Here is a 23,074-nt window from a genome sequence, read left to right as displayed (position 1 = left end):
AAATAGGTTAATAAGTTCATTATATTGCCAGGTAATACTTATTCATTTTGCCTAGAAATTCAACTATTGACAATGATTAATACCTAATGTACTATGAGAATGAATTTGTGCGAAAATTGAATCTATAGAGCAGATATTAATAGGAAATTTGCTTTTATATTAAGGAGGGATTTTGATGAGAATTGTTTTGGCATTGGGCGGGAATGCACTCCAGGCTGACCCTAAGGATGCAAGCGCAGAGTCACAATTAAAAACCTGTAAAGAAACCGCTAAATCTATAGTTGACCTCATTGAAGAGGGACATACAGTATCCATAGTTCATGGAAATGGACCTCAAGTCGGCCAAATTCTTAGTTCCGTAGAGGCAGGACATAAAGCAAATAATACTAATGTTTTGTTTCCGTTTGATGTTTGCGGGGCATTTTCACAAGGTTATATAGGATATCACCTTCAAAATGCTATTTCAGGAGAGCTCAAAAAGAGAAATATTAATAAAAATGTAGGCACAATAGTAACCCAAGTAGTAGTTGATAAAAATGATAAGGGCTTCCAAAATCCCACTAAGCCTATAGGTTCTTTCTATACTAAAGAAGAGGCTGAGTCTCTTTCAGAAGAAAAGGGCTATGTTATGAAGGAAGATGCAGGAAGAGGCTATAGAAGAGTTGTTGCTTCACCTAAGCCTGTTGATGTTATAGAAAAAGCTACAATAAAGGAACTTGTGGATAACGGTACTGTAGTAATATCCTGCGGAGGCGGCGGTATCCCAGTAATTATTGAAGACTCAGTGGTTAAGGGAGTTCCTGCTGTTATAGATAAAGATTTTGCAGCTGAAAAATTAGCTGAGATACTTGATGCTGATGCTCTAGTTATATTAACTGCAGTTGATAAGGTTGCGGTTAACTTTAATAAGCCTGATCAAAAAAATTTAGATGTTATGAACCTGGAAGAAGTAGATAAATATATAGAAGAAAAACAATTTGCTCCTGGAAGTATGCTGCCTAAGGTTGAAGCCTGCAAGAAATTTGTACAGTTTGAAAGTAATAAAATTTCTATTATAGCATCACTTTCTAAAGCTAAAGAAGCCCTAAGAGGTACTTCAGGCACAAGAGTAGTAGCTAAATAATGAGGAGACTAAAATGAAAAGAGAAATTAAGGTATATTCCGAAATTGGTAACCTTAAAACAGTACTTCTTCACAGACCTGGTGCAGAGATTGAGAATTTAATTCCAGAGCACTTATCAAGACTTCTGTTTGATGATATACCGTTTTTAAAGGTAGCTAGAACAGAGCATGATAATTTTGCAAAGGTACTTTCAGATAATGGAGTTGAGGTTTTATATCTGGAAAATTTGGCAGCTCAAGCAATTAAAGATAAACAAATTAGAGATGCATTTTTAGATGAGGTTATTATAGAAAGCGAAGTTGACAGCAAGGACATTGCTAAAAGCTTAAAAGATTATTTGTTTTCCCTTCCAGAAAAAGAGATGGTTGATAAGATAATTGCTGGTATAAGGAAAAAAGAAATTGGACTAAGTGAAGAAAATGATGATTACCCATTTATAATGGAGCCAATGCCTAACTTGTATTTTACCAGAGATCCTTTTGCATCTATAGGAAAAGGCATAACTCTAAATTCTATGAGAAATCATATAAGACATAGAGAAACTATCTTTGGGAAGTACATTTTTAAATATCACCCTGAGTTTAAAGATTCAAATATTCCACTTTGGTATAACAGAGACGAAGAGTTCAGCATCGAAGGTGGAGATGAACTTGTATTTTCTCATGAAGTTATAGCAATCGGGCACAGTGAAAGGACAAGTGTAGAAGCTATAAAAAAGGCTGCTAAAACTATTTTTGAAGCAGGTGAAAGCTTCAAAACAGTCCTAATGTTTGATATTCCAAAATCAAGAGCCTTTATGCATCTTGATACTGTATTTACAATGATAGATTATGATAAATTTACTGTTCATGAAGGTATAGAAGGCAACTTAAAGGTAAGTGCATTAAGCTATGATTACAAGAACAAAGATTTAATCATAGAAGAGCAGGAAGACAGCTTAGAAAGAATACTTTCAAAGTATCTAAAAAGAGAAATAACTCTTATCCGCTGCGGAGGTGGAGATAGGGTTATTGGAAGAAGAGAACAGTGGAATGATGGTTCAAACACCTTGGCTATAGCACCAGGAAAGGTAATAACCTATGAAAGAAATTATATAACAAATGAAATATTAGATAAGCATAATGTAAATGTTATATCGATTCCTTCTGGCGAGCTAAGCAGGGGAAGAGGCGGTCCAAGATGCATGAGTCAGCCGATTTGGAGAGAAAAACTTATTTATTAAGGTAAAATGTACAATCTTAATATCAATTAAAAGTCAAATAAAAATAAAATTTTAACTAATGGGAGGAATTCACCGTGTATAATTTAAGAAACAAAAGCTTTTTAACACTTTTAGACTTTTCACCAAAGGAAATACAATTTATGCTTGATTTATCAACAGAATTAAAGAGAGCAAAGTATGCTGGAACTGAGCAGCAAAAATTAAAAGGAAAAAATATTGCTCTTTTATTTGAAAAAGATTCTACTAGAACAAGATGTGCTTTTGAAGTTGCAGCTTATGATCAAGGAGCTCATGTAACTTATCTTGGACCATCAGGAAGCCAAATGGGTAAGAAAGAGTCCATACCTGATACAGCTAGAGTTCTTGGAAGAATGTTTGATGGTATTGAATATAGAGGATATTCTCAAAAAACTGTTGAGGATTTAGCAAAATATTCAGGAGTTCCAGTTTGGAACGGATTAACTGATGCTGACCATCCAACACAAGTTTTAGCTGACTTTTTAACAGCTAAAGAACATCTTGATAAGCCATACAACAAAATGGTATTTGTATATTCAGGAGATGGAAGAAACAACGTTGCTAATGCACTTATGATTGGTGCCGCTAAAATGGGTATGGACTTTAGAATGGTATCCCCAAAAAGTCTTTTCCCAGCAAAAGACCTTCTTGACAAATGCTTAGCTGTTGCAGAAGAAACAGGAGCAAAGATAACCTGCACAGATAACATTGCAGAAGGAGTTAAAGGCGCAGATGTAATCTATACTGACGTTTGGGTATCCATGGGAGAGCCAGATTCAGTTTGGGAAGAAAGAATTAATCTTTTAAAGCCATTCCAAGTTAATATGGAAATGCTTAAGATGACCGGGAATCCAAATGTTCTATTTGAACATTGCCTTCCAGCTTTCCATGATTTAAAAACAACAGTCGGGAATGATATATACAACAAGTTCGGACTTAAGGAAATGGAAGTAACAGATGAAGTGTTCGAAAGCAAACATTCTGTAGTGTTTGATGAAGCAGAAAACAGAATGCATACTATAAAAGCTGTTATGGTTGCTACATTAGGAGCTTAATAAATATTTAAAAGAGTTGTTGTAAAACAGCTTAAACCTGCCGCATGTTATTTGAATTCTGGGAAGCGAAAGTTTCTCAGAATTTAAATAACATGTTGGGTTTAGGCATTTTGCAACAACTCTTTTTATTTTGATATAAACCCACAAATTTACTCGGGAAACAATTATGAAAAAGATTGAATTTTGTCAAAAAAACGATATTATTGTACTAAATTTATATCATTATACGTTGCTTAGGGGGACTATTTTATGACTTTTAATACTAATGATAAACATGAAAATCATTACAATAATATTATAGAAACTGGAAAGAATATATTTGATTTATTTGATGAGGCTAGTACTGTTGTTGTGACAAATACTAAGGAAATTATAGCCGTATATGAATCAAAGGAAATGAAGTTGGGAGTTAAGCCTGGTACTGTAACCTACGAGGCTATCAATAGCAGAAAGAGGATTTTTAAAAGTATATCAAAGGAAAGCTCACCCTTAGGAGGTGGCTATGTAGGAATTTCAATACCATTAATTAAGGATGGAAATATAAGGAACTATCAGTTAACTCAACTCAAGCTCAAAGTGAGCTTGAAAATATAGGTTTTGTAACAAATATGATTCAGCAGATAGCAAATCAAACACGATTACTTTCTTTAAATGCTGCTATTGAGGCAGCAATGGCAGGAGAAATGGGTAAAGGGTTTGCTTAGTTGCAGGGGAGGTAAGAAAATTAGCTCAAGATACAAGCTGGCATGTAGGAGAGATAACTAGAAAGCTGCAGGAGATTACTGACTTAGTAAATAAGATTGCAAAAAGTGCAGCTAGTTTAAATTCTCTTTCAGAGGATCAGGCTGCGGCTACAGAAGAGATAAATGCTTCTATGGAAAGTTTAAGTGAACATACAAAAATGATAATTGAAATTGCTGATACACTAACTACTTAATAATTGATACATTTTGAATTTAGATAAAGTGTAATAAAAAGCGGGGATACTGCTAAGATCATAGTAGTTTCTCAGCTTTTTTATTTTAATAATAATGTATTGTACTTGCTGTATTTTGGAACAATAATTAAACGATAATTATTAAAAGGGAGAGATAGTTTAATGCAGCATGTGCTATTAAAAAACTGTTTGCTTATTGATATGAGCAGCGGTAAGGAAAATAAAAAGGATATATTAATAGAGAATGATAAGATAAAGCAGATATCAGATAACATAGATTTCGAAGCTGAAAATCTTAAGATAGTAGATGTTAACGAAAATTATGTTTTACCTGGCATGGTTGATATACATACTCATATGGGAATTATAGAAGAAGCTGTAGGAAAGCTTGGACTTGATAATAATGAAACCTCTGATCCGGTAACACCTCATGTAAGAGCGCTTGATGCCGTAAATCCATCAGATGTAGCTTTTTTAGATGCTATAAAATCAGGTGTGACTACCATTATGTGTACGCCGGGAAGTAATAACCCTGTAGCCGGACAGAATTTTGTTATGAAGGTTTATGGACATATAATAGATAAAATGCTTGTAAAGAATCCTTTAGGTCTTAAAGTAGCTTTTGGCGAGGATCCTATTAGTACATATGGAACAAGTGATAAATGTCCTGTTACAAGGATGGGGGTTGCAGCTTTAATTAGAGAAACCTTTATGAGAGCTCAGGACTATATGTATAATAAAGAAAATGGAAAGCTTAAAGAAAGAGATATGAAGCTTGAAGCTGTAATACCTGTACTTAAGGGGGATATGTACCTTCGTGCACATGCTCATAGGGCAGATGATATGGTTACTGCCATAAGGGTAGCAGAGGAATTTAATATTAAAAAGCTTGTTATAGAGCATGGAACAGAAGCTGAAGCTATAAAGGAGTATCTTGCAGAAAAAAAGGTTCCAATAGCACTTGGACCAGTTTGGACACCGAGAATTAAGATTGAGCTTAAAGGAAGAGACTATAGCCTTGCAGCAAAATTAGTTGAGGCTGGAATTAAAATAGGAATTACTACAGATCATCCATACAATACTATAGACCAATTAAGACCGGTAGCTATACTAACTGTTTCAGAAGGTTTAAATGCTGTGGAGGCACTAAAATGCATAACATCAAATGGAGCAGAAATTTTAGGTTGTGAGGATAGATTGGGTAAAATTGAGGAAGGGTTAGATGCTGATTTAGTAATATACAGCGGATATCCATTGGATATGATGTCAAAGGTTGTAAGTACAATTATAAATGGAGATATTGTGTATGTACACGATAGGTTTAAAGATAGAATAAGTATAAAGGGAGCATAAATGTTGTTTAAAGCTCTTAAGACTAAAATTAATCTTAAGAGCTTTTATAGATAGACAATATGTAAGTTTATAGTTGAAGTTGTCTACCTATAATTATGTGAAATTGTGTGAAATTAGTCGAATATTATAAAGAAATATATTAATATATCGAAATTTATAGTAAACTAATATACGAAAGTTATATAATCAATACTAATAATTATGGGGTGAGTTCATGAAAAAAAGTACAAAACTTAAAACACAGATAGTTATTATGCTTATAGTAGCTATAGTTGTGCCGGTTTTTATTATAACAGCATATAATTCCCTAAATACTAGAAGCATGCTTAATAATCAATATGAAAGTAATCTTTCTGACAATGTAAATTGGATTTCCGAAACGATTAAGGCAAATAGCAAAAGTAATATTGAATCTGTTAATATGCTTTCACAGGATCCAAATGTAATGGGAATACTAGATAACAAGGACTCGGAAGTGTGGCTTTTAAAATCTTTTGAATCATTTCTATCCACACATAAAGATGTGTTAAACGTATACTATGGCATAAATAACGGAAAAATGATTTTAGTACCTAAGCAGGAACTTCCAAGCAGTTATGATCCAACAAAAACTAATTGGTATAAGCTTGCTTTAGAGAAAGATGGACAAGTTGCTATTACCCAGCCTTACGAGGATGCAATTCAAAAAGGAGTTTATGAGATTACATTTGCGAAGGCTGTTAAGGATGCTAAAACTAATCAGGTTATTGGAGTTGTAGGAATTGATGTTAAGCTTTCAACAATTTCTAAACTTGTATCTCAGGTTAAGCTTGGAGATTCAGGATATGCTGCAGTTATAGATAACGCAGGAACAATAATTGCGCATCAAGATTCTGCACTTTTAGGAAAGACTTCAAAAGATGAAAAATGGATAGATGAAATTCTTAATTCAAAAGAAAGCAAAGGAAAACATATAATTTCAGGAAAAAGTTATGTAACTTATTCTTTAACAGAACCTGAAACATCTTGGAAAATAGTTGGACTTATACCTGAATCAGAAGTAACCAGTGCTATTAGCAAAAGTACAATTGCTTCGATAATCATTTCGTTAATCCTGTGTATTTTAGCTGCTATTGTGGGTGTTTGGTTTTCGAGTTCAATAGCTAACCCAATTAATAAGCTTCTAGGAGTTTTAGATAAAGCTAGTGAAGGGGATTTTACAGTAATAGCAGAGAATAAAAAATCAAGTTATGAAGTTGAAATGATTACTATTTCTATAAATAAAATGATATCAAATATAGTTGCTCTGTTAAAAGGTATCATAGATACCTCAGTTGGAGTCAAAGAATCTTCAGAGGGTCTAGTCTCAATAATGGAGCAATCTAGTGAAGTTGGAGAAGAAGTTTCTAAAGCAGTACAGCAAATATCAGAAGGAGCTCAGGATCAGGCTGAAAGCTTAGATGATAGTTCAGTTATAGTAAACAAGCTAGGAGAAGATGTGAATACAGCAATTGAGAGCAGCATAAGCATGCTTACAGCTTCTGATAATGTAAAGAAATCTACCCAAGATGGAACTTTAGCCATAACTAGACTGAAAGACGCATTTAAAGAAACTACTAATGCAAATTTGGAGCTTGAACAGGGAATAAATATTTTAGCTCAGAATTCAAATAAAATTAGTGCTATAACTGATACTATTAAGTCTATTACAGAGCAGACAAGCCTTTTAGCACTTAATGCTAGCATAGAAGCAGCTAGGGCTGGAGAAGCAGGAAGAGGCTTTGCAGTTGTAGCAGAGGAGGTCAGAAAGCTTGCAGAACAGTCTTCAAGTTCTGCGGAAGAAATAAATAAGGTTATAAGTGATATTAGAGAAAGTATAGCTTTAGTATTTATCAAAATAGAGTTGGTATCAAAATTAGCCGTTAACTCAGAAAAAGGTGTTGAAAATACTAATTTAAGCTTTATAAGTATTGAAGATGCTATAAAGCTTCTTGAACAAAGTATAAATTCAGTAAGTGATACTCTTCAGAGTGTAAGTATAAGAAAAGATGAGGTTATTGATAAAATTACAAGTATAGCTACGGTATCTCAAGAAACTGCAGCTACCACAGAAGAGGTAAGCGCTTCTTCAGAGGAACAATCTGCAGGACTCCAGGAGGTATTAGCTTCTGCTGAGGAATTAAGAATTTTATCGCAAAAACTTGATGAAATGGTGAGAAAGTTTAAAATTGACTAATTTAAGGGCTGCCTCTCGGCAGCCCTTAAAAGTTGGAATTGGGAATTGGGGACGGTTAACAAAATTAAGATGTTTAGCATACTCCACTTGTGGTTAGAATTTCAAATAAATTTAATCATAAGTGGGGTGTATTTATGCCTAGGGCAGCAAGAAAAAAATCTGAAGATGCGATATATCATGTTATGGCAAGAAGTATAAGTGAAGTTGATTTGTTTAAATCAGAAGAAGACAAAAATCAATATATGAAAATATTAAAAGAATATCAGATAGTATATAATTTTAAAGTATATGCATACTGCCTCATGGATAATCATGTTCATTTGATTATCGATTCAAATGGTGCTGATATATCAAAAATAATGCATTGTATAAACTTTAAATATGCAAATTATTTCAATAATTTGCATAAAAGGCATGGGCATTTGTTTCAGGATAGATTTAAAAGCAAGATAGTAGAGAATAATAGATATCTTATAAGCCTGTCTGCGTATATTCATAATAATCCCTTAGATATACCGGGATACAAAAATAATCCAGAGAAATATAGTTATTCAAGTTTGTACATATATCTAGGAATTAAAAAGGATGAATTTAATGTTGTGGATGATAGATTTATACTAAGTCTATTCAATGGAAATAAAAAACGATTAAGAAAATGGTATATGGAACTTGTTAAGGAGACTAGAACTATGGATATCCAACATATCATAGAAGAAGAGATAGAATTTCAAGATGAAAGAACAGAATATAGAAGTGAAAGAAAAATATTAGTGAGAAATAATAATGTCGAAGATGTAGTAAGATTTATACAAGATAAACTTAAACTAGAAAAGAACCTCATGCATATAAAATATAGAAAAGATATGATTGAAGCCAAAGCTCTTCTAATTGTTTTATTGAGAAATCTATGCGGCATAGGCTGTAAGGAGATATGCGGGGTATTAGGAAATATAACAAGTTCGAGGGTATCAAAATTATGCAGCGTAGGAGTATCGCTAATAAAAAATAATGAGGCTTATAGAAATATTATTAATGATTTTATTGTGTGTAATTATTAGACTAGAGCACATATATCTTATCTAAAAATAATAGATTAAGAGAATGAAATTACGTAATAAAAATATGTACAAGCATTATATTACGCAAAATATTAAAATAAATACATTTAAAACATATCTTTAAAAATCATAATTAATAAATTTGATACAAACCTTAGTTTTATTAACCATGCACCTCTCATTAATTGCCCAATGCTCACCCTGCTTTCTATTGATTTTCCATCTTAGATCCTAACTACAGCAACTTCATTAAATTGTTAACCGTCCCTAATTCCAAAACTTAAGAAATAATTAAGAAATAATGAGATAAATAATTAAGATATGGATTTTATAATTAATATTGTTCTTAAAGAAATATTTGGGGGGGAACAATGATGAAGATATTGATAACAACAGATACTTATTTTCCAATGATAAATGGAGTAGTGACGTCCACTAATAATTTATATAAAGAGCTAAAGACAAAGGGACATGAAGTTAAAATACTTACTTTATCTCATAGATCAGAGGAATGGTCAGAGGGAGACATATATTATTTAAAATCAGTAAAGACAAGAATATATCCTGATGCAAGAATAAAGGTTCCGTTTTACAATAAGCTCATAAAGGAAATTTTGGACTGGAAGCCTGATATAGTTCATTCACAGACCGAGTTTTCCACAATGATCGCAGCTAAACATATAGCTAGGAAGCTTAATATACCTCATATACATACCTACCACACGCTGTATGAGGATTATCTAAAATATATACTTAATGGAAAGGTGATAAAAAAGGGCGCTGCAGCTATGTTTACAAAGCTTCTTCTAAACAGTCTGGACGGGGTTGTGGCGCCTACAGACAAGACTAGAGAAGTGCTTGAAGGCTATGGAGTAAATACCTACATGCATATTGTTCCAACAGGAATAGATCTAAGAAAGTTTCAAAGAGAAATTTCAGAAGAAGAAAAAGAAGAATTATATAGAAAGCTTAATTTAAATAGAGAAGATAAAATAATTGCTTATGTCGGAAGAATAGCTGAAGAAAAAAACATATCAGAAATAATAAGTTTATTCCCTTCAGTTTTAGAAAAGGCCGAAAACACAAAATTACTTATTGTTGGGGGTGGCCCTTATATTGACGAGCTAAAGCAGCAGGTGGATGATATGGAGCTTGAAGGTAAAGTGATATTTGCCGGAATGGTTAAACCTGAAGAGGTGTATAAGTATTATAAACTTGCTCATACATTTGTTACAGCTTCAACAAGCGAAACTCAAGGCTTAACATATCTTGAAGCTTTAAGTACAGGGTGTCCTATAGTATGCAAATATGATAAATGCATAGAAGGTGTTGTTCTTCAAGGCACAAATGGCTACGCTTATAAGACTGAAGCTCAATTCAGTGATTATATCAGCAGAATATTATTAAATGATGGCTTAAGATTAAGTATGAGTGAGGCAGCTCAAGCTAAGGCTGATGAATATTCAAGCAGTACTTTTGCGGCTAAAATACTTGAAACCTATAATAAAACTATTGAATACTCAGAATTTATTAATGTTCAAGTTGGAGCTTAATGGAACATTTGCTATACTATTTATAAAGCAAAGATTATGCTTAAAATTGTTAACTGTCCCTAATCGCTGCTTTAATAATAATTTAAACGAGGTTGGTTGCCATGGATAAAGAGACTATTTTAGTTGTAGATGATGAAAAAGAAATTAGAGACCTAATTGGTATATACTTAGATAATGATGGCTATAAGGTAATTAAAGCCTCCAACGGATTAGAAGCTTTAAATGTATTGGAAAAAGAAGATGTAGATTTAATATTATTAGATATAATGATGCCTAATATGGACGGCATGGAAGCCTGCATGAAAATAAGACAGGATAAAAATATGCCTATTATTATGCTTTCAGCTAAAAGTGAGGATATGGATAAAATAATGGGTCTCACTACCGGAGCGGATGACTATGTGACTAAACCATTTAATCCATTAGAGCTTCTAGCAAGAGTTAAGTCCCAGCTTAGAAGATATACAAAACTTAATGTAAAAACAGAAAAAAGTGACAGCATTATTGAAATAGGAGATTTAACTATAGATGTTAACTCCCATGAGGTAAGAGTTGGTGATAGAGAAGTAAAGCTGACACCTAGAGAGTTTGATATATTATTCCTTCTAGCAAGAAACAGGGGTATGGTTTTCAGCATAGAAAAGATTTATGAAACCATATGGAAGGAAGAGTTTTTTGAATCGGATAATACAGTAATGGTTCATATACGAAAGATAAGAGAAAAGCTTGAATCGGATTCAAGAAAGCCTCAATATATAAAAACTGTATGGGGGGTAGGCTATAAAATTGAAAATTAGGACACCAAAGCTAATACGAATACTATTTAGTCCATTGCGAAAGCTACTTAGTCCACTACGAAAGCTTTATAATATTATTTGGAATAAAGTCAAAAAAAGTATAAGAGCAGAGTTAGTATTAATATTTGGAATAAGCCTTCTGGTTTCCACTGTAGCGGGTGCAATAGTAGGAAGTTATTTTAAAAATAATGTTAAGAATGCAAGAATAGAGTACACTACAGGAAGCAGACAAATATTGCATCAAGGCACGTCTATTGCAGACTCTATAACTAATGGTAAGTACAGCATAAACGATAAGGATAAGATAAGTAGGATTATTGAAGTAACAAAGCAGCAGAGAAATATTAAAATAGTGATATGTGATTTAGATGGAAAGGTGTTATATAAATCAAATAATTCAAATGAGAGTCAGGTAGATATATATAATACTATAAAAAATTCCATGGAGTATAACAGATATATAAATGGTTTTTATAGCTATGACGAACAATACAGCAGCGGAGAAATCATAAGCTTTTATCCAATTAATTTTACTGATGGAAGAGGTTATGTTATAGTAAGCGGAACCCCGGAAGGCCAAATAGAATATTATGCTTCGGGTAATGAATTTCCAGGAGTAATAGCCATTTTAGCAGCTTTTCTTTTAACCTTCTATTTTATGACTAATAAAAAAATGAAATATTTAGAATCTGTTTCTAATGGCCTTCTGGAAATATCAAAAGGAAACTTAGATTACAGAATCCATAAATATGGTGATGATGAACTTGCTTCTTTAGCTGGCAATATAAATACCATGGCAGAGGAACTCAAAAATAAGATAGAAAATGAAAGAAGAGTAGAAAAAGCTAAAAGTGAACTTATAACTAATGTTTCTCATGATTTAAGGACTCCATTAACTTCAATAAAAGGGTATTTGGGACTTATAAAGGATAAAAGATATAAAGAAGAGGAAGATTTATTGCAATATGTAAACATAGCTTATAATAAATCAGAAAAACTTGAAGTTTTAATTAATGATTTGTTTGAATATACTAAGCTAAGCAATAACCAAATTAATATGTATAGGCAAAATATAGTATTAAATGATTTGTTAGAGCAGCTTATAGATGAGTTAGTGCCTATTTGTGAAGAAAATGATGCAGAGATAACAAAAGAGTTTATAAATGAAAAGATAACAGTTAATATAGATGCTAATAAAACCGTAAGAGTTTTTGAAAATTTGCTTATGAATGCTATAAGATACAGCCTAAAGCCAGGTAAAATCAAAGTGATACTAAACAAGGAAGAGGATTTTTCAGTAATTAATATTCAAAATAATTGTGATTCTATAAGTGAGGAAGAACTTGATAAAATATTTGACAGGTTTTACAGAGTGGATAAATCCAGATCTTCAGACACTGGAGGAAGCGGCTTAGGGCTTGCTATAGCTAAAAATATTGTTGAGCTTCAAGGAGGAAGCATTGAGGCTAAATATAAAGATGGCTATATAAGCTTTGAAGTAAGATTTAAAATGTAAGTATAAATTGTTTTTATAATGACATAATAGTTTTAGAGAGTATTTTATAGGGAAAGCTTGGACTTATAGTCCTATGGTGTTGCTGCTTTTCTTATGAAATACTTTTCTTTTTTATAAAAAAATTAGTAAATAGATTTCAAATTATATTTGATTTATCTGATTGTCATGAAATTGTTAACCGTCCCTCATCCACTTATCCAAATTATATTTATAAATAATAAATAGTGCAATTATATAAAAAATAGATTTAAACTTTTAACTAAGCTGATATATAATGTAATAGTGTGAAAAATTAATATTAAAAGAGGTAGTCTAATGTTTTTAATTAACTCCTTTGAAATAATAGGAACAATAGCTTTTGCTATTTCAGGTGCATTAATAGGTATCGAGAAAAAGCTTGATTTATTCGGTGTTATGTTTTTAGCAATAACAACTGCTGTAGGAGGGGGAATATTCAGAGATATAATAATAGGAAATACTCCACCAACAGCTTTTATTAATCCAGCTTCCTGTGTAATCAGTATAGCAACAGCTCTTATTACATTTTATTTTTATAAAAAGCTTCATAAGCTTAAAAACATAATAGTAATATCTGATGCCCTAGGTCTTGGCGTATTTACAGCGGTTGGAGCCAATACAGCAGTAACTCATGAGATGAACTATGCTTTTATAGTTGTTTCTATGGGCCTTATAACAGGGGTTGGAGGCGGAATACTTAGAGATGTTTTCGTCAAGGATATTCCTTTTGTGTTTAGAAAGGAAATTTACGCTGTTGCTTCTATACTAGGTGCTTTATGTTTCTTTTTTACCTATAATTATCTTTCAGAGGCCATGTCCTTATATATTTCTTTTATAGTTACGTTTATTATAAGAATTTTATCAATGATATATAATTTAAATTTACCTGTACCTCAAAATAAAGAAAATAGTTCTGCAATGTAGAACTTTGAAAGGAAAAACAAATGAATAGAAAAAGATCGCTCGTATTAGATATTATATGTATTATACTATTAGCTTATATAGGATTGACTACTAAGTTTGGATTATTTGGAAAAATAATAAATACACTTGCTCTTTTAGCCCTTTTATATAGTGCATATGGTCATTATATTTACTTGAAAAATAATAAGTCTTAATTTGAAAGGCCGCAGTTTATTAAAAGCTGCGGCCTTTATTAAGTCCTATCTTAAAATACAGGAATTGAGGAACCTTTAGTTGTTTCATCTATAAGTTTTTTAGTTTCATCGGTTTGATAGACTTCAACTAGTCTTTTAAGAACTTTACTGTCCTTATCTTTTGTGCGTACAGCTATAATATTAAAGTAATTTTTAGCTCCTTCTTTTTTAGTATCTTCAATGTAAATTGAATCTTTCAATGGGGAGTAGCCTGCCTCTGTAGCAACTCCGTTATTTATAGCAGCAGCCGCTACATCCTTTATAGACCTTGGAATTTGTGTTGCTACTAATGGGATTATTTCAAGGCTTTTTGGATTATTTACAACATCTTTAACTGTTGGAGTTATACCTGAGCCTTCTTTAAGCTTAATAAGACCTGCATCTTGAAGAAGCAGTAAAGCTCTTCCTCCATTAGTCGCATCATTAGGTATTGCTATCTTATCTTTATTCTTAAGTTCTTTTAAGTCTTTTATATTGCTGGAGTAAATCCCCATTGGTGCTAAAACGGTATTTCCAATTGAAGTTAAATCAAGTTTTCTGTCTTTCTTAAACTGTTCAAAGTAAGCTACGGTCTGAAAAGAATTTGCATCTATTTCACCATCAGCTAAGGCTTGGTTTGGCCTTACATAATCGCTGAATGTTACAATCTGAAGCTCTATATTCTCTTTTGCCAATCTTGTTTTTATATTGTCCCAAATTCTATGGTCATCTCCAGTAACTCCAAGCTTTATAACCTGCTTTTTATTTAAGTCTTCAGAAGCTGCTGTTGTTTTAGCTTTGCCGCAGCCTGCTAGTGATGTTATACCTACCACAAGTCCTAATAATATTAATAATTTTTTTGCTTTCATTATTAAATGCCCCCTTATATTTTTTTAGCACGCAAGTATCTTAATCCTTACGTACATAAAATTTATTTAAATATTAATTAATGACTTAATTTTTTTAATAAAAGTTCCCCGAAGCCTTGAATTAAATTAACTAAGATAAGAAGAATTATTATAGTTGCTATCATAATGTCAGTCTTAAAATACTGATAACCATATCTAATTGCAAAGTCTCCTAAGCCGCCTCCCCCAACAGTTCCCGCTACGGCGGAAAAACCAATTAAGCTCACTGTTGTAATTGTAAGAGCATAGATGATTCCTGGGAGTCCTTCTTTAAGAAGTACTCTGTAAATTATCTCAAAGGGGCTTGAACCCATGGCCTCTGCTGCTTCAATAATTCCCTTATCTATGTCAAGAAGTGCAGATTCTATTTGCCTTGCTACAAATGGAACAGAACCAAAGACTAGAGGGACAATAGCGCCCTTTAAGCCAATTGTTGTACCTACAAAAAATCGTGTTATCGGTATAATTGCTGCAAGCAGGATAACAAATGGAATAGAACGAAATATATTTATAATCTTACCTGTGAGGTTGTAAATAAGATTGTTTTGAAGAATATTTCCGGGCCTAGTTACTACAAGAATTACTCCTATTGGTATGCCTATTAAGGTTGAAATACTTCCTGCGATAAATACCATAAGGAGTGTTTCGCTAAGGGCTTTTATCATATCAGGAAAGAGTTCTATTACATTCGGCATAAAGGTATAAAGAAGTTGTTGCATTTTTTAACACCTCCACGTAAATATCATTTTGTTTTAGATAATTGATAGATTCTATAATTCCATCTCTGGAGCCTTTAAATTTAACAACTAAGTTTCCTATTGGAGTCTCTTGAATCAGCTCAATATTTCCAAATATTATGCTGGCATCAACCTTAAATTTTCTTGATATCTTAGAGATAAAGGCCTGACCTGCCTTTTGACCGATATAGGATATTCTTGCAACTATCTCTTCTTCTGTAAGTTCTTCAATAAAGGAATCCTTATTTAAAAACTCATAAGCTCTATCATAGTGAAAAACAGTTGATACAAAGTCTTTTGTCACTTGAGCTTTAGGCTTTGAAAAAATATCAATTACATTGGACTCCTCAACAATTCGTCCTTTTTCCATAATAGCTGCCCTATGGCATATTTCTTTAACTACTTCCATCTGGTGAGTTATAATAACTATTGTCAGACCAAGCTTTTCATTAATATCTTTTAAAAGCTTTAGAATTGATTGAGTTGTTTGAGGATCTAGGGCAGAAGTAGCTTCATCGCATAGCAGCAGCTTAGGATCATTTGCTAAAGCTCTTGCTATTGCAACTCTTTGCTTTTGTCCTCCGCTAAGCTGCGAGGGATAAGCGGTTATTTTGTCGCTCAAGCCAACTATTTCAAGAAGACTTTCAACTTTTTCTTTCATTTGCTGTTTGCTTAGATCCTTACCCTTTAAAGGATAAGCAACATTTTCAAATACGTTTCTGCTTTTCATAAGGTTAAAATGCTGAAAAATCATACCTACTTTTTCTCTGGTTTTTCTAAGTTCTTTAGGCGAAAGTTTTGTTAAGTCTCTGCCGTCGATAATCACTTCACCGGAAGTAGGTTTCTCAAGTAAATTTATGCATCTTATCAAGGTGCTTTTTCCTGCTCCGCTGTAGCCTATGATGCCCATAATTTTTCCAGGTTCCACATGCAAGTTAACAGCCTTTACAGCTTCTATCTTATGATCTTTAGTTTCATAAGTTTTTGTAACATTTTTTAGCCAAAGCATTTTTAATACCCCCCTAACTATATAGTTCCAATTAGTAAATCAGCATTTAAAAAACTCAAATACTAGATTTGCATTGAAATCTATAAAAATAAAAAATCCTCTTTCCATATGAGGAAAGAGGATAAAAACAGCCTGACAAAGCGTTCTACCTTCCCTCATCTTTCAGACTATAATGTCTGCAGGATTTAGCACCATACATACAAATGAAATATGCTGGTTGCTGAAGCGTCATAAGGCCAGTCCCTCGGCTTCTCTAGATAAGGATTAATATTCGATTTTCGTGCGTTCTTTTGTTCTTGTCATTTATTATATAGAGCATTTTGAAGTAAGTCAACAATAAAATTTCATTTTTCAATAAATATTTTTGGAATAAATTTGTTGACAGTGAATATAAATGGGTATATAATTCAAAACAATTCAACTTAATAAACGTCCTTATCAAGAGAGACTGAGGGATTGGCCCAATGAAGTCTCAGCAACCAGCAGGTATCATTAGCCTGTATGGTGCTAAATCCAACAGATTGTGTTTCTGAGAGATGAGGAAGAACGTAATTTTAGATATAATCCATTAAGGGTTTCTTTAAAATCTTCTTCCAATTCGGAGGAAGATTTTTTAATTTTAAAGGGGGCTTTATAATGAGTAATAAATTAAATGCTTTTCAGCAAAGACTTGTGAGTTTTATAGAAGGAGAAAAAGAAAAGTTTATAAATATAAGCCATCAAATCCATGATAGACCTGAAATAGGAAATCAGGAATTCTTTGCGTCCGGGCTTCTTGCAGATACTTTAGAAGAAGCAGGCTTTACTGTAGAAAAAGCTGTAGCAGGACATGAGACTTCTTTTATAGCAAGAAAAAAATCATCAAAACTTGAGGGTACGGTAATAGGTTTTTTAGCGGAATATGATGCGCTTCCAGGCCTGGGGCATGCCTGCGGACATAATATTATAGGAACCTTGAGTACAGCTTCTGCCATTTCTTTATCTAAGCTTCTAGAAGAAATAGGAGGAGAGGCAGTCGTATTGGGTACTCCAGCAGAGGAAGGCGGAGAAAACGGAAGTGCAAAGGCAAGCTTTGTAAAGCATGGACTGCTTAAAGGAATAGATGCATGTATGATGATTCATCCTTCAAACAAGACAGGTGTAACTGGAAGCTCTTTGGCTGTAGATCCTTTAGATTTTGAGTATATAGGAAAATCTGCTCACGCAGCAGCATCCCCGGAAAAAGGTATCAATGCGTTGGATGCCGTAATTCAGCTTTTTGTCGGAATTAATGCTTTGAGACAGCATGTTACAACAGATGTAAGAATTCATGGGATTATAACTCATGGAGGAGAAGCACCAAATATTGTGCCAGGCTATGCTAAAGCTAGATTTTTTATACGTGCAGCTACAAGAAAGATCTGCAGCGAAGTTACTGAAAAAATTAAAAATATAGCTCAAGGAGCCGCTTTAGCAACAGGTGCAAAGCTCAATATAATAGCTTTTCAAAATGAAGTTGATAACTTGCTTATAAATAAAAGGTTTGATCAAATATTCGCAGAAAGTGCTGAATTATTAGGCTTGGAGATAGATGTAAATTCGGAGAGAGGCTTAGGTTCAACGGATGCCGGAAACATAAGCCAAGTTGTACCAACAATTCATCCATATATAAAGATTGGACCGGAGAGCCTGGTTGGTCATACCCATGAGTTCTGCACTGCTGCAGCCTCTAAAGAAGGAGATGAGGCTTTAATAACCGGAGCAAAAGCTTTAGCTATTACTGCCCTTGAACTCATAATAAATAAAGAAAAGCTTAGCGAAATAAAAGAGGAATTCCGAAAATCAAATATTAGTTAAATTTAATGCAAAAGGAGGATAGAAAATATCCTTCTTTTTTATATTATGTTTAAATAATAATTTTGTAAGAAGGAATTATAAATGCCATATAGAATATATTGGAATTAAGAAAGAGAATATTGGAGGGGTTAATAATGATGCCAGGCAGCGGTTTTGACGGTTTTATGTTTAGTGCAGTACCAGCCTTTATGACTATAATATTCATTATAATTTTTGCAATTGTCATATTTACAATATTTAAGGGGCTTAAAACCTGGAACTATAATAATGCACAGCCTGTACTTACAGTTATAGCAAAGATTGTAGCGAAAAGAGTAAATGTATCAGAAAGTATGCACAATAATGATAATAATATGAGCCATAGTACTACCTCCACTTACTACGTGACCTTTGAGGTAGAAAGCGGAGACAGGATGGAATTTATAGTATCAGGTAATGAATACGGAATGCTTGTGGAAGGCGATGAAGGAAAGCTTACTTTCCAAGGCAGCAGATACAAAGGCTTTATAAGAAACATCAATAAATAAAAAAGAGGAGGCACAAAAGATGAAATTAGAGCTAAAAGAATTAAGCTTAGAAGATGGAAAAGATATATATGAAATGCTTCAAGAAATGGGACAAGGAGAGAATGGCTTTGAAAATAGTGCCTATGGAATAGACTATGAAGATTTTTCTGCATATCTCCAAAGAAATTATAATATGGCTAAAGGAATTGGACTTAGCTCATGGCAGGTGCCTCAGACAATGTATTGGTTAATTATTGATGAGAAACCTGTAGGTATAGGCAAGCTTAGAAGCCGACTTACAGATGCACTCCTTAGAGTTGGTGGACATATTGGATATGCAATTATACCTTCAAAAAGAGGGAAGGGCTACGGAAAAATAATGCTTGATGAGCTTTTAAAGGAAGCAAAAAAGAAGGAGATAGATGATGTTTTATTAACCTGTAATGAAGATAATATTGCATCGAGAAAAGTTATAGAAACAAATGGTGGAAAGCTTGAAAATATTGAAGAATATAAGTGTAGGTATTGGATAGACAACAGGAGATAATTAATGGATAAAAAAACAGAAAAAATATTGAATATAATCTTATGGATTTTTCTTATTTGGGCAAGCGTATACATGCTCACTTATAAGGGAAACAACATAATTATGATGGCAGTGCTAATAGGACTACTATGTTTTTCCCTGACAACAATAGATAAATTAGGGGAAGTATTAAACAGTAAGGACAATGCATTTAAAATAAATATATTTTTAGAGAGCGCTCTTATTTATTGGATTGCTCGAATTGACGTTTCAGGAGCTTCTGAAATTCTATTTTTCATTTTAACTGGACGAGCCGTGATTGGCTTTTCTATAAAATATGGGCTGATTTTTACACTTATTAATTTTTTGTCTTTTATCATTATAGATTATATTAAGCTTGGTTATCCTAGCTTAATTTCAATACTTCCGAGAGTATTTAACTATCTTTTAAACTTTGGTTTTGTTTTTGGTTTTTCCTTTGTGGCTAAGTTTGAGATACTTCAAAGAGAAAAATTAGATAAGACTAAGAGAGAATTAGAAAAAGCATATGAGAAGCTTCAGGAAAGCTATGATACTAAGGAAGAGCTTTTGGTTGAAAGAGAAAGAAATAAAATTGCAGGGGAAATTCATGATACAGTTGGGCATACTCTGACAACTGTAATTGTTGAGTTAGAAGCAGCCAAGAGGCTTATGAAAAAGGATATGGAGCTATCTTTAGAAAAGCTGGAGCTTGCCCAAGAGCAGGTAAGAAAGGGCCTTAATGATATTCGTAAGTCTGTAAGAGCTTTAAAAAGCGGAGATGAAATTTTAGAATTCGAGCCTTCTATAGTTTCATTGATAGAAGAAACAGAAAAGCACAGCGGTGCTACAATTGAATACAGCCTTGAGAAGTTTGAGAATTTAGATAAAAATGTTCATAGGGTTTTGCTGCGTGCACTTCAAGAAGGGCTTACAAATGGTATTAGACATGGGCAAAGCAGTGAATTTAAGCTTTCTATTACTAAAAGAGATAATTCTGTTATTTTTAATTTAATGGATAATGGCTTAGGAGCTGACAGCCTAGAGCTAGGCTTTGGACTTTCAAACATGAAGCACAGAGTAGAGCAGTTAAACGGAGATTTTAAGGTAAGTCTTGCAAAAAATCAAGGCTGCAAAATATATATAGAAATCCCCCTTGGAAAGGAAAAATAGATGGACAAGATTAAAATAGTTATTATAGATGACCAAACTCTTATGAGAGACGGCCTTAAAACTATATTAGATTTAGAAGATGATATGGAAGTAATAGGTACGGCTGAAAATGGGAAAAAGGGCCTGGAGATAGTTGAAAATCTTAAGCCAGATGTAGTTTTAATGGACATTAGAATGCCTGAGCTTAATGGAGTTGAAGCTACAAGGCTTATTAAAGAGAAGTATCCCAGTACGGTAGTTCTAATACTTACAACCTTTGATGATGAGGATTATATTGTAGATGCCCTCTGTAATGGAGCAAGCGGCTACATGCTTAAAGACATGCATGGAGACAAATTAATTCAAGCAATGAGGGACGGTTATGAAGGGAATATGATTATGCAGTCAAATATAGCTGCAAAACTTGCTGCAAGATTATCAAAAAGTTTTTCACAAAAGGAACAGGACAACAAACTAAATTTGGATGACTTTGATTTAACTGAAAGAGAAATTGAAATTGGAAAGCTTATAGCTTCAGGGCTTACAAACAAGGATATTTCTGAAAAACTCTTTATAAGTCTTGGAACTGTGAAGAATTATGTAACGAACATATATAATAAGCTTGGAGTAGCAAACAGAGCTGCTGCTGTTATTCATTTAAGAAAATTAGGTTTATAATGTGACTTATAATATGACCTTCTTCAGTTTCGATATGACTCTCCTCCACACTATACTATAAATATAGAAAACAAATAAATGGAGGGTAAAAAAAATGAATTCAAGGTCAAAAGTAGTAACAGGTTCAATTTTGGTTTTAGCAGGTGGGTTAACACTTATAGGTAATTTACAGCTTTTAAATGAAAATTTTGTACTTCCTATTATGGGAGCTGCGTTCTTGTTTGTTTACTTTATATTAGGAGCAAGAAAGAATTATAGAAATATAGGTTTTTTAATACCTGGAATAATACTTCCTGGGCTTCAGATTTTAAAATTTGCTGATGACTATAAAGTTAGCGAAAAAACTGAGATACTTACAGTATTTGGAGTCTTAGGGGCCAGCTTTTTAGCAATATACTTTATTCATAGCTTCTGGTATAAGGAAATCAGCAAAGGTCAGAGGAATTGGCCTTTATATGTAAGCATAATACTATTTGTGTTTGGTGGAATAACCTATGCAGTAGAGTATTTTAACTGGTCCTTTGGAATGGTTATTATAAACAATATATGGCCGGGAGTATTAATAATAGTTGGTGCAAGAATGCTTTATAAGGCTATAAAAGGCAATAAAGAGAAAATAAATGAGTAGAATTGAAAATTGATTTACTTGGAGTGCATTAGTGTGCACTCTTTTTACGTTGAGGATGCTGGAAATGATGTGACAATTAATATACAATGAGTGTAAATACTATTTTTATTTAAAGGGGTTGGGGAAGAGTGTATAAAGAAATTCTTGATTTATTAAGATGTCCAAAATGTAATGGGGAGTTAAGCTTGACGGTTGAAAAGGAAGAAAATGATGAGATTATCGAAGGAAGGTTAAGCTGCAAGGACGGTCATGATTGGGTTATCAAAGAAGGAGTAATAAATTTCGGATCAGTAGAACAAGAGCTTTCAAATAACTGGACAGAAGCTTATGAGCAGTATGATGAGGAGGAGATGGATAAAAAACTATCGGAAGGCATTCCTAAGAATCAAATAATAATAGGGGATAAAACTAAAAAGTTTATTATTGATAAGATTAATAATAAGGAAAATAAATTTATTTTAGATATAGCAACGGGTAGGGGAGCATTATTTATAGAAATGGTGAAGCAGCTGAAAGTTAAATCACAAATGATATGTACAGACTTAAGCTTTATAGTATTAAAGTATGATAGACTAAAAGCTAAAAAAATTAATCCTGAAGTAAGAGTAAACTACATAGCTTGTGATGCAACTAATATGCCGTTTAAAGATAATACAATAGACGCTGCTGTATCTTTTTTTGGAATCGCTAATATGTTAAATTTAGCTGCTAGAGGAATAAAAGAAGCTAAAAGGGTATTAAAAAGCGGTCATTCATTATTTGACAGTTATGTTATTCTTAAAGAAGACTCTGAAGGATTTAAGACTCTAAAGGAATTTTGTGAAGAAAATAATGTGATTGGTGCAGAGGAGTTCGCATTAAGGTCTGGAATAGAAAGAGCTTATATAAAAGCTGCATTTGATAATATAAATATAACAACTATAGGAGAATCAATCGGAGAGAAAAATGAATTTGATTTGCTGCCATTTGAGGGAGAGTGGTTTGCTATGGTTGTTGCTGAAGGAATGAAATAAGAATTTTATATTTTTTTTATCTGTCGCGATATCTTCTTATCTAGATAAGAAGATATCGCGAC

The 23,074-nt window shown here is 33.0% G+C and carries 22 protein-coding genes and 2 riboswitches; of the genes, 19 read left to right on the top strand and 3 right to left on the bottom strand.

The annotated features are described in order from the left end of the window. The first annotated feature begins 175 nt into the window (after nt 1-175). The 12 genes from arcC to JK636_RS16395 all read left to right on the top strand — a co-directional run bounded on the left by arcC (nt 176) and on the right by JK636_RS16395 (nt 13,789). Entirely contained in the window at nt 176-1,123 is a 948-nt protein-coding gene (gene arcC, locus JK636_RS16450; protein WP_202750087.1) for a carbamate kinase, read from the top strand. A gap of 13 nt (nt 1,124-1,136) precedes the next feature. Then, on the top strand, nt 1,137-2,345 hold the full coding sequence (gene arcA / locus JK636_RS16445; protein ID WP_202750086.1) for an arginine deiminase: 1,209 nt from the start codon (nt 1,137-1,139) through the stop codon (nt 2,343-2,345). Between the two features lie 74 nt (nt 2,346-2,419). Next, the gene (gene argF, locus JK636_RS16440; RefSeq protein ID WP_202750085.1) at nt 2,420-3,418 is read left to right on the top strand and encodes an ornithine carbamoyltransferase; all 999 of its coding nucleotides are present in this window, start codon (nt 2,420-2,422) and stop codon (nt 3,416-3,418) included. A gap of 249 nt (nt 3,419-3,667) precedes the next feature. Continuing rightward, nucleotides 3,668-4,012 (top strand): hypothetical protein, encoded by a 345-nt coding sequence (locus JK636_RS16435; protein ID WP_202750084.1) that lies wholly within the window; start codon nt 3,668-3,670, stop codon nt 4,010-4,012. Nucleotides 4,013-4,026: 14 nt separating this feature from the next. Next, nucleotides 4,027-4,122: a methyl-accepting chemotaxis protein gene (locus JK636_RS23915; RefSeq protein WP_274601621.1), complete on the top strand. Its 96-nt coding sequence runs from the start codon at nt 4,027-4,029 to the stop codon at nt 4,120-4,122. A 395-nt stretch (nt 4,123-4,517) separates the two neighbouring features. Continuing rightward, the gene (locus tag JK636_RS16425) at nt 4,518-5,708 is read left to right on the top strand and encodes an amidohydrolase (protein ID WP_202750083.1); all 1,191 of its coding nucleotides are present in this window, start codon (nt 4,518-4,520) and stop codon (nt 5,706-5,708) included. Between the two features lie 214 nt (nt 5,709-5,922). Further along, nucleotides 5,923-7,923 carry a methyl-accepting chemotaxis protein gene (locus JK636_RS16420; RefSeq protein ID WP_202750082.1) on the top strand — a complete coding sequence of 667 codons (2,001 nt, stop codon included), beginning with the start codon at nt 5,923-5,925 and terminating at the stop codon, nt 7,921-7,923. A gap of 134 nt (nt 7,924-8,057) precedes the next feature. Next, a complete protein-coding gene (locus JK636_RS16415) occupies nt 8,058-8,981 on the top strand; it encodes a transposase (RefSeq protein WP_202750081.1) in 924 nt (307 codons plus the stop codon). 374 nt (nt 8,982-9,355) lie between these two features. Next, nucleotides 9,356-10,534, top strand: coding sequence for a glycosyltransferase family 4 protein (locus JK636_RS16410; protein WP_202750080.1), 1,179 nt, complete (start codon nt 9,356-9,358; stop codon nt 10,532-10,534). Between the two features lie 101 nt (nt 10,535-10,635). Then, nucleotides 10,636-11,331: a response regulator transcription factor gene (locus JK636_RS16405; RefSeq protein WP_202750079.1), complete on the top strand. Its 696-nt coding sequence runs from the start codon at nt 10,636-10,638 to the stop codon at nt 11,329-11,331. Next, nucleotides 11,321-12,847: a HAMP domain-containing sensor histidine kinase gene (locus JK636_RS16400; RefSeq protein WP_202750078.1), complete on the top strand. Its 1,527-nt coding sequence runs from the start codon at nt 11,321-11,323 to the stop codon at nt 12,845-12,847. The genes JK636_RS16405 and JK636_RS16400 overlap by 11 nt, the downstream gene beginning before the upstream one ends. Before the next feature lie 315 nt (nt 12,848-13,162). Continuing rightward, nucleotides 13,163-13,789: a trimeric intracellular cation channel family protein gene (locus JK636_RS16395; protein ID WP_202750077.1), complete on the top strand. Its 627-nt coding sequence runs from the start codon at nt 13,163-13,165 to the stop codon at nt 13,787-13,789. 244 nt (nt 13,790-14,033) lie between these two features. On the opposite strand, the gene JK636_RS16390 is transcribed toward JK636_RS16395, so the two are convergent. The 3 genes from JK636_RS16390 to JK636_RS16380 form a co-directional block, all read right to left on the bottom strand. After that, a complete protein-coding gene (locus tag JK636_RS16390; RefSeq protein ID WP_202750076.1) occupies nt 14,034-14,870 on the bottom strand; it encodes a MetQ/NlpA family ABC transporter substrate-binding protein in 837 nt (278 codons plus the stop codon). A gap of 77 nt (nt 14,871-14,947) precedes the next feature. Next, nucleotides 14,948-15,628 carry a methionine ABC transporter permease gene (locus JK636_RS16385; protein ID WP_202750075.1) on the bottom strand — a complete coding sequence of 227 codons (681 nt, stop codon included), beginning with the start codon at nt 15,626-15,628 and terminating at the stop codon, nt 14,948-14,950. Continuing rightward, nucleotides 15,576-16,655: a methionine ABC transporter ATP-binding protein gene (locus tag JK636_RS16380; RefSeq protein WP_202750074.1), complete on the bottom strand. Its 1,080-nt coding sequence runs from the start codon at nt 16,653-16,655 to the stop codon at nt 15,576-15,578. The genes JK636_RS16385 and JK636_RS16380 overlap by 53 nt, the downstream gene beginning before the upstream one ends. 152 nt (nt 16,656-16,807) lie before the next feature. After that, nucleotides 16,808-16,919, bottom strand: a riboswitch (SAM riboswitch). A gap of 168 nt (nt 16,920-17,087) precedes the next feature. Then, nucleotides 17,088-17,198: riboswitch (SAM riboswitch) on the top strand. 93 nt (nt 17,199-17,291) lie between these two features. On the opposite strand from JK636_RS16380, the gene JK636_RS16375 reads away from it, so the two are divergent. From JK636_RS16375 to JK636_RS16345, 7 genes are all read left to right on the top strand, one after another. Then, a complete protein-coding gene (locus JK636_RS16375) occupies nt 17,292-18,491 on the top strand; it encodes a M20 family metallopeptidase (protein ID WP_202750073.1) in 1,200 nt (399 codons plus the stop codon). Between the two features lie 134 nt (nt 18,492-18,625). Beyond that, entirely contained in the window at nt 18,626-19,018 is a 393-nt protein-coding gene (locus JK636_RS16370; protein ID WP_202750072.1) for a DUF2500 domain-containing protein, read from the top strand. 19 nt (nt 19,019-19,037) lie between these two features. Next, nucleotides 19,038-19,544, top strand: coding sequence for a GNAT family N-acetyltransferase (locus JK636_RS16365; RefSeq protein WP_202750071.1), 507 nt, complete (start codon nt 19,038-19,040; stop codon nt 19,542-19,544). 3 nt (nt 19,545-19,547) lie between these two features. Next, nucleotides 19,548-20,714 carry a sensor histidine kinase gene (locus tag JK636_RS16360; protein WP_202750070.1) on the top strand — a complete coding sequence of 389 codons (1,167 nt, stop codon included), beginning with the start codon at nt 19,548-19,550 and terminating at the stop codon, nt 20,712-20,714. After that, nucleotides 20,715-21,371 carry a response regulator gene (locus JK636_RS16355; RefSeq protein WP_202750069.1) on the top strand — a complete coding sequence of 219 codons (657 nt, stop codon included), beginning with the start codon at nt 20,715-20,717 and terminating at the stop codon, nt 21,369-21,371. Nucleotides 21,372-21,465: 94 nt separating this feature from the next. Further along, on the top strand, nt 21,466-21,999 hold the full coding sequence (locus JK636_RS16350) for a hypothetical protein (protein WP_202750068.1): 534 nt from the start codon (nt 21,466-21,468) through the stop codon (nt 21,997-21,999). A gap of 128 nt (nt 22,000-22,127) precedes the next feature. Continuing rightward, complete coding sequence (locus JK636_RS16345) at nt 22,128-23,012, top strand: class I SAM-dependent methyltransferase (RefSeq protein ID WP_202750067.1); 885 nt, start codon at nt 22,128-22,130, stop codon at nt 23,010-23,012. Nucleotides 23,013-23,074 lie beyond the last annotated feature (62 nt).

The organism is Clostridium rhizosphaerae, assembly GCF_016765585.1.
GTDB classification, from domain to species: Bacteria; Bacillota; Clostridia; order Clostridiales; family Clostridiaceae; genus Clostridium_AT; species Clostridium_AT rhizosphaerae.
Note: the sequence above shows the minus strand (reverse complement) of the source record. Positions and strands in the feature narration are given on the sequence as shown.

Excerpts from the sequence above, each read along its gene's own strand:
- arcC (WP_202750087.1), top strand. The coding sequence starts at position 176 with ATGAGAATTGTTTTGGCATTGGGCGGGAATGCACTCCAGGCTGACCCT.
- arcA (WP_202750086.1), top strand. The coding sequence starts at position 1,137 with ATGAAAAGAGAAATTAAGGTATATTCCGAAATTGGTAACCTTAAAACA.
- JK636_RS16435 (WP_202750084.1), top strand. The coding sequence starts at position 3,668 with ATGACTTTTAATACTAATGATAAACATGAAAATCATTACAATAATATT.
- JK636_RS23915 (WP_274601621.1), top strand. The coding sequence starts at position 4,027 with ATGATTCAGCAGATAGCAAATCAAACACGATTACTTTCTTTAAATGCT.
- JK636_RS16425 (WP_202750083.1), top strand. The coding sequence starts at position 4,518 with ATGCAGCATGTGCTATTAAAAAACTGTTTGCTTATTGATATGAGCAGC.
- JK636_RS16420 (WP_202750082.1), top strand. The coding sequence starts at position 5,923 with ATGAAAAAAAGTACAAAACTTAAAACACAGATAGTTATTATGCTTATA.
- JK636_RS16415 (WP_202750081.1), top strand. The coding sequence starts at position 8,058 with ATGCCTAGGGCAGCAAGAAAAAAATCTGAAGATGCGATATATCATGTT.
- JK636_RS16410 (WP_202750080.1), top strand. The coding sequence starts at position 9,356 with ATGAAGATATTGATAACAACAGATACTTATTTTCCAATGATAAATGGA.
- JK636_RS16405 (WP_202750079.1), top strand. The coding sequence starts at position 10,636 with ATGGATAAAGAGACTATTTTAGTTGTAGATGATGAAAAAGAAATTAGA.
- JK636_RS16395 (WP_202750077.1), top strand. The coding sequence starts at position 13,163 with ATGTTTTTAATTAACTCCTTTGAAATAATAGGAACAATAGCTTTTGCT.
- JK636_RS16390 (WP_202750076.1), bottom strand. The coding sequence starts at position 14,870 with ATGAAAGCAAAAAAATTATTAATATTATTAGGACTTGTGGTAGGTATA.
- JK636_RS16385 (WP_202750075.1), bottom strand. The coding sequence starts at position 15,628 with ATGCAACAACTTCTTTATACCTTTATGCCGAATGTAATAGAACTCTTT.
- JK636_RS16380 (WP_202750074.1), bottom strand. The coding sequence starts at position 16,655 with ATGCTTTGGCTAAAAAATGTTACAAAAACTTATGAAACTAAAGATCAT.
- JK636_RS16375 (WP_202750073.1), top strand. The coding sequence starts at position 17,292 with ATGAGTAATAAATTAAATGCTTTTCAGCAAAGACTTGTGAGTTTTATA.
- JK636_RS16370 (WP_202750072.1), top strand. The coding sequence starts at position 18,626 with ATGATGCCAGGCAGCGGTTTTGACGGTTTTATGTTTAGTGCAGTACCA.
- JK636_RS16365 (WP_202750071.1), top strand. The coding sequence starts at position 19,038 with ATGAAATTAGAGCTAAAAGAATTAAGCTTAGAAGATGGAAAAGATATA.
- JK636_RS16360 (WP_202750070.1), top strand. The coding sequence starts at position 19,548 with ATGGATAAAAAAACAGAAAAAATATTGAATATAATCTTATGGATTTTT.
- JK636_RS16355 (WP_202750069.1), top strand. The coding sequence starts at position 20,715 with ATGGACAAGATTAAAATAGTTATTATAGATGACCAAACTCTTATGAGA.
- JK636_RS16350 (WP_202750068.1), top strand. The coding sequence starts at position 21,466 with ATGAATTCAAGGTCAAAAGTAGTAACAGGTTCAATTTTGGTTTTAGCA.